This window comes from Catenibacterium sp. (assembly GCF_052354645.1).
GTDB classification, from domain to species: Bacteria; Bacillota_I; Bacilli_A; order Erysipelotrichales; family Coprobacillaceae; genus Catenibacterium; species Catenibacterium mitsuoka_A.
In genome coordinates, this window is record NZ_DAWDDM010000120.1 from 1 (window position 1) to 5,953 (window position 5,953).

Annotated in this window: 6 protein-coding genes; 1 reads left to right on the plus strand and 5 read right to left on the minus strand. The window is 31.8% G+C overall.

The window, feature by feature from the left end:
* Positions 1 to 352: 352 nt before the first annotated feature.
* Together ACT8VG_RS06490 and ACT8VG_RS06495 are read right to left on the minus strand one after the other, a co-directional pair.
* Positions 353 to 1,114 carry a nucleotidyltransferase domain-containing protein gene (locus ACT8VG_RS06490; protein ID WP_187013056.1) on the minus strand — a complete coding sequence of 254 codons (762 nt, stop codon included), beginning with the start codon at positions 1,112 to 1,114 and terminating at the stop codon, positions 353 to 355.
* Positions 1,092 to 2,315 carry an RtcB family protein gene (locus ACT8VG_RS06495; RefSeq protein ID WP_187013055.1) on the minus strand — a complete coding sequence of 408 codons (1,224 nt, stop codon included), beginning with the start codon at positions 2,313 to 2,315 and terminating at the stop codon, positions 1,092 to 1,094. Before ACT8VG_RS06495 ends, ACT8VG_RS06490 begins: the two co-directional genes overlap by 23 nt.
* 98 nt (positions 2,316 to 2,413) lie before the next feature.
* Here ACT8VG_RS06495 and ACT8VG_RS06500 point away from each other — a divergent pair, with 98 nt between their 5' ends.
* On the plus strand, positions 2,414 to 2,752 hold the full coding sequence (locus ACT8VG_RS06500) for a DUF2500 domain-containing protein (protein WP_187013054.1): 339 nt from the start codon (positions 2,414 to 2,416) through the stop codon (positions 2,750 to 2,752).
* A gap of 21 nt (positions 2,753 to 2,773) precedes the next feature.
* On the opposite strand, the gene ACT8VG_RS06505 is transcribed toward ACT8VG_RS06500, so the two are convergent.
* From ACT8VG_RS06505 to ACT8VG_RS06515, 3 genes are read right to left on the minus strand one after another with little or no spacing between them, the layout of a single operon-like run.
* On the minus strand, positions 2,774 to 3,610 hold the full coding sequence (locus ACT8VG_RS06505; RefSeq protein WP_418221181.1) for a WYL domain-containing protein: 837 nt from the start codon (positions 3,608 to 3,610) through the stop codon (positions 2,774 to 2,776).
* A complete protein-coding gene (locus tag ACT8VG_RS06510; RefSeq protein ID WP_217106241.1) occupies positions 3,597 to 4,790 on the minus strand; it encodes a helix-turn-helix transcriptional regulator in 1,194 nt (397 codons plus the stop codon). Before ACT8VG_RS06510 ends, ACT8VG_RS06505 begins: the two co-directional genes overlap by 14 nt.
* Before the next feature lie 16 nt (positions 4,791 to 4,806).
* A complete protein-coding gene (locus ACT8VG_RS06515; protein WP_217106240.1) occupies positions 4,807 to 5,688 on the minus strand; it encodes a PHP domain-containing protein in 882 nt (293 codons plus the stop codon).
* Positions 5,689 to 5,953 lie beyond the last annotated feature (265 nt).

Sequence of the window (5,953 nt, forward strand, 5' to 3'; positions counted from 1 at the left end):
CCCGATAGCGCAATAATTGCAGCTAAGCCTACTTCAACAATTTTTTTCCCTTTCACACTTTCACCTCTTTCTTTGTTGATAAGACTAAAGATTTCACCTCCACTCTTAAATTTGATAGATTGAAACAAAAAAAAGACCGCATTCACGATACCCTAAAAAGGGCCTATGAATGACGGTCTTGCCTACTTAAAGTAACAATCCTTCGACAACAGTATACATGAGTTTTAAACGATATGTCAACAGTGCACGCTTACAATTTGTAATATTATTTCATTGTCTTTATTGTCGTTATACACTTTATTAAAAACGGATTTATATTGATATATAGGGGGGGATTTTTCTATATTTAATTTTAAAACATATCGTCACTATTCTTTTCTATTACCTTTCTAAATACCTCATTGAGTGGTTCCCATGATGTTTCTCCATCAATAAAAGAAGATACATCTCTTTCTTCTAAATTAGTGAATATAAACTCATCTAAAGAGGAAATATGATCTACATACTTCTTCTCATTACTATTTTTCTTGATCATTAATAGTTTATTCATATCTTCTCTTAATTCACTAGGCAGTTCACATTCTATCAGCCTCTCTATTTCTATTGGAGGCTGCTTTTTATTATGTACAATATATTGACTAGATAATATACAGCGAAGAATATAGAGATACTTCTTCACAGATACTTTTTCATTATTCATATATTTTAATGATGTTTTTGCCATTCTTTGATAATGACAATAGAGTTTCTTCTGTGAAAAATAGAGAGGAATCACTTCTCTAATATAAGAGGCTTCCTTTGTTTCTTTATACACAATAGGTGATGCAAACCACTCAAGTAATGATGGATTAGACTTATAAAGAAGTTTTAATGCCTTCTTAATATCCCAACCACTTATATCAAACACATCATCTATAGGTAACTGTATAACATCTGATTTTTCTTCCAAACATAGATACTCATTCTTATCTCTTACATAGATAAAACGCACATCATAATCACTATCAATTGATTCAAAGCCCCAGGCACGACTTCCTGACTCAACCGCATAAATGATTTTTACATCTTCTTTCTTTTCAATCTCATTAAGCTTATTTATTATTTCTTGTCTCATCTCCATGCTCCTTATAGTTATATACAGGCTTTAACACCTCTATTACATCTACTGTTTCTTTAATAACATCTAGTATATCTTCTACTGATTTATATGCCTGTGGTGCTTCATCCAATGTATCTAGAGAAATAGAAGTTGTATAGATTCCTTCCATAGACTTCTTATACTCCTTGATATCCAACATTTCTTTTGCCTGCTTGCGTGATAGTATTCTTCCTGCACCATGTGGTGCTGAATAGTTCCACTCCCTATTTCCTTTACCTATACCTATAATAGATCCATCTCTCATATTCATAGGAATAAGAACCTTTTCACCCTTTCTTGCACGTATAGCTCCTTTTCTTAGTATCATCTCATTGATATCTATGTAGTTATGAATGGTATGAAAAGAGTCTATTTCTGTAAGAGATGCCTTATCCATTATCATATTGGCTATTAATACTCTATTTCTCATTGCATACTTCTGACATATCTCTATATCATGAAGATAATCATTTAGTGCATCTCCATATAACCAGCACAAGTCTTCTGGAATATCTAAAACTCCATAACCTTCCTTAAGTTCGTCTAATGCGTGATTAATTTCTTTGGTTTTACCAAGTTCTTTATATTCTTTAATTATCTCCTGGCGTCTTAATGTATATTCATCCCATCCTCTATGTAGATTAATGGCACGTCTTTGATATATTTCTGCTACCTGTTTTCCAAGATTACGACTACCTGAATGAATAACCAAATAGTAATCACCACTCACAGACTGTTCAATTTCTATAAAATGATTTCCTCCACCTAATGTGCCTAATGACTTTTCTAGATGAGATAATTTCTTAAGAGATGAATAACATTTTAGCTTTGTTAAATCAAATGATTCTATCGGAGTTTCCCATACATTCATTCCTGAAGGAATCCATGAACATACTTCATCAATCTTCTTAAAATCAATTTCTTTATTTAACAACTTCACTGTATACATCCCACAACCAATATCCACACCTACAATATTAGGACATACCTTATCCTTAATCGTCATTGTAGTACCAATCGTACAGCCTTTTCCTGCATGTACATCTGGCATTATACGAATCTGACTTCCTAATGTAAGATCATAATCACACATTCTTTTAATCTGTTCTAAAGCTTTTTCATCTATCTGTGATGCAAAACAAATCGCATTATTTTTCTTTCCTCTCATTTTGACCATCGTCCTCACCTCAGCAATATCATATACAAGATAAGAACTATTTTCGTGGATAAAAAGTTGCGAACTATGATAGAATTATATTCAAGGAGGGAAATCCCATGTTTGATCTAATGTTTACAATAGTTCCTGTATTAGTAATAGGAATGTTCATCTATGTTATAGTCAGTGGTATTGGTTCCTGGCATAAGAATAATAATTCACCACGCTTAAGTGTTCCAGTAAAGATAGTCACTAAACGTGCAGATACTATGTATACACACCAAGAGGATATGATGTCAACATCACATACAACCTACTACGTGACTTTTGAAGTAGAAAGTGGCGATAGAATAGAACTTGTAGTACCAAGTCGTGAATATGGATTCATGGTAGAAGGAGACCAAGGAAAACTTACTTTCCAGGGAACAAGATATATATCATTTGATAGAAATTACTAAAAGGGCGAATTATCGCCCTTTTTAAATGGAATATGCTTTTTGTTTCTTTAATCTTTGTCTTATGAGTTGTTTGAATTCTAAAGGTTCTATTACTTTAATCATAGGACCAAATGACAACAATCGAATCACCATCTCTGTTTCATCTGATTCATCATAGAATAGTTTCACAAAATAAGTATTTTCTTTTTTCTCTGTTTCTTTTTTAAAATGCGCAAAGTGAAGAAGAACTCTATCCAGTGTATTTCTTTCATCCTTTACTTCTATCAAAACATATTTTTCTACTCTTTGTTTATGTGTGTTAGAAACATTAAGATGAGTTAAATGACATTCTTCTATTCTTGAAACATTAATCACTGTCCCATCATATGCAACCAAGCGGAACTTATCATCCTTCTCTGAATATTCTAATAGTTGTGGTAAAACATAACTGACTTTATTCTTATTTTTCCATGTAACAGATAAAACAGACTTCTCTTTAATAGCCTGCATAATTGTATGAAAGTTCTCCTGATAGTGTAAATCATCATAAGGATCTCCATCGCTATATTGATCATAAATATAAATATCATCAGGTGTAAAGAGAGGTTCTACATCATCTAGAAAAGCCCAGGAATAAGAAAAAAGCTGCATACGAGGATCTAATGAAATAGCCTTTAACCATCTCTTTTGAAGGAGTGTCAAAGGATAAGTAGAGACATCTATATTCTTTATAGGCCATCTTTCTAACGCTTCTTCCAACATCATGAAACTTTCTTTAAATGCATTCTCATTTATTATTTCATTCACATGAGTAAAAGAAGACTGTATGAGACAAGTCACTGTCTTATAGTAAAGACTGTATATTTCATGAAATATCATCTTCATCCCCCTCATAATAACGATACATTTCTTCTAAATCCTTCTTAAATTGATTTTCTATTTCTTTATTAGATATAGAAATAGATTGAATACGACATATAAATGTACGAATCCAGGGAACCATTTCCTTTACATCGTACACTTCTGCATAAAAACGACTTGTATTCTCATTCAATCTTTCTACATGCCCACATCTCTTCTCACGTAATAATCGTCTATATATATGTTCTTCCCATGGTTCATGATGTAGAGTAAATTCTACTGTTTCTAAAGAACCATTAGAAAAACTGACACCCCATAGATGTTTCTTCATTTCTTCTAATTGTTTTCTATATAAATCAAAGTTTTTTTCTTCTTCTAAGCACTTAATAGAAATAATATGATCTAGACGAAATGAATACATCTTTTTACTTTGACATATATAAGCTATCAAATACTGCCTACCGTCCTGCACACTTACAAAGATACTAAGAGGGAGCACCTTTATTCTATTACGTGATGTTTTTAAAGAAACATATTTATGCTCATGTATCGCATTCAATAAATCATAAAGCACTTCACTCTCTAATACCTGAGTCAAATAATGGTGTTTAAATCCAAAAACAGATTCTTCTTTCTCCTGTTTATCAAGTATATAAGAACCAATCACACCACAAGGAGATACTTCACTAAAGAAATCAAGAATATCATGAGGAATGATATAATCTTCACTTAATTGATAAAAGTTCTTCTTTCCTTTTTTATTTGTGATAATAACTCCTTCTCTAACATATTCTTTTAGTTTCTTTCTAAGTGTTGATTCATCATAGAGATAAATATGATTTGTCTTCTCATCTATTTTATCCATGAGTTCACTCATGGATAAAGGTGTATGAAGTAAGTCTAATATAAGAAAGTGAAGAATGATATCATGATCAGTAAAACTTTTTGTTTTCCATACTCTATATAAGGGATTATGCTGCGTGATACGTGTATCAATAGATAGGTAAGGAACCTTACCACTTGGTGTTATATGATAGTCGATATAATCACTCATATAACTTTCTATACGTCTTTTTTCATTATCATAAGAACGTGAACTTTTAATTGTATAGTCCTGTCGACTCTTGAATCCATTGATGTAGAATTCTCTAATATATCCACGTATTTTATTGAAGTTCTTAACTGGTTCCTTATACATAATCTCAACTCATTTCCTAAATCAAATGATACTTCTTCAAATTGTCTTTTATCTCTTCTTCTACATTACTATGATGTCCACCTAACTCAATAGAAGGTTTTGTCTTCCCATGGAAATCACTCCCACAAGTATAAAGAATACTCAATTCTTTTGCCTTATTATAGAAGTACTGATTTACTTCTTCTGGATGATAACTAGAGAAACATTCAACACCTTGTAACCCTAGTTCTACCATTTCATCTAATAATTCAAATCGTCCTTTAAGGTTATTACCAGGATGGGCTAGGACTGCGATTCCACCATGTTCATTAATCAATTTAATTGTATCTTCTAATGTAGGAAACTTAATCTCTGTATAACAAGGTTTACCCTGTGCATAATAATCCCAATAGAAATTCACAAAAGGATTATCACTTCTAGACTCACCTTCTCTATAAGGCTTTAATAATTCATTATCTAAATAACGTGGATCATTTAATAATGCTTCACCAAACATTTCTCCCGTATATACACCATTAGAAGACAAAGCATCTAATTGTGCTTTCTCTAATTCAAAACCTAAATCATTAGTCAGTTCTAGTTTCTTTAAGCTACATGCCTGTTCCTGTTTTTCAATACTTTCACCAAGCTTATTAAATTCTTCTGAATCATCAATACCATATCCTACCACATGAAGATTCACACCCTTATAGGTACAATCTACTTCAATGGCTGGTATATAAGTCATACCTAATTCCTTACATCTTAAAGATGCTTCTTTATTGGCTTTAATCCAGTTATGATCCGCAATAGCCATAATCTGGATACCTGACTGATGACACATATCTACTAACTGCGTAGGTGTATATTCACCATCATCACTATAAAAACTATGCATATGTAAATCAACAATACTCATATAATACCTCCTCTCATATATATTCATCATATCATGAGATAAAAGATAATCTTCAGACAATTCATGTTATGAAAATATATTTTACGTGATAAGCATTAATCATTATGATAATTTATTTAAAAAGAGTTGGTTTTATAAAAAAAGATGCCACATTAATGAGTAACTAAATAGACTTGGGGTTTACTCAAGCTTTGAAAAAGTCAGGGGTATGAATAAACTGGTTCAAAAGTCAAGGACAGAATGTTGACAGTCCCTGCTAAATGAG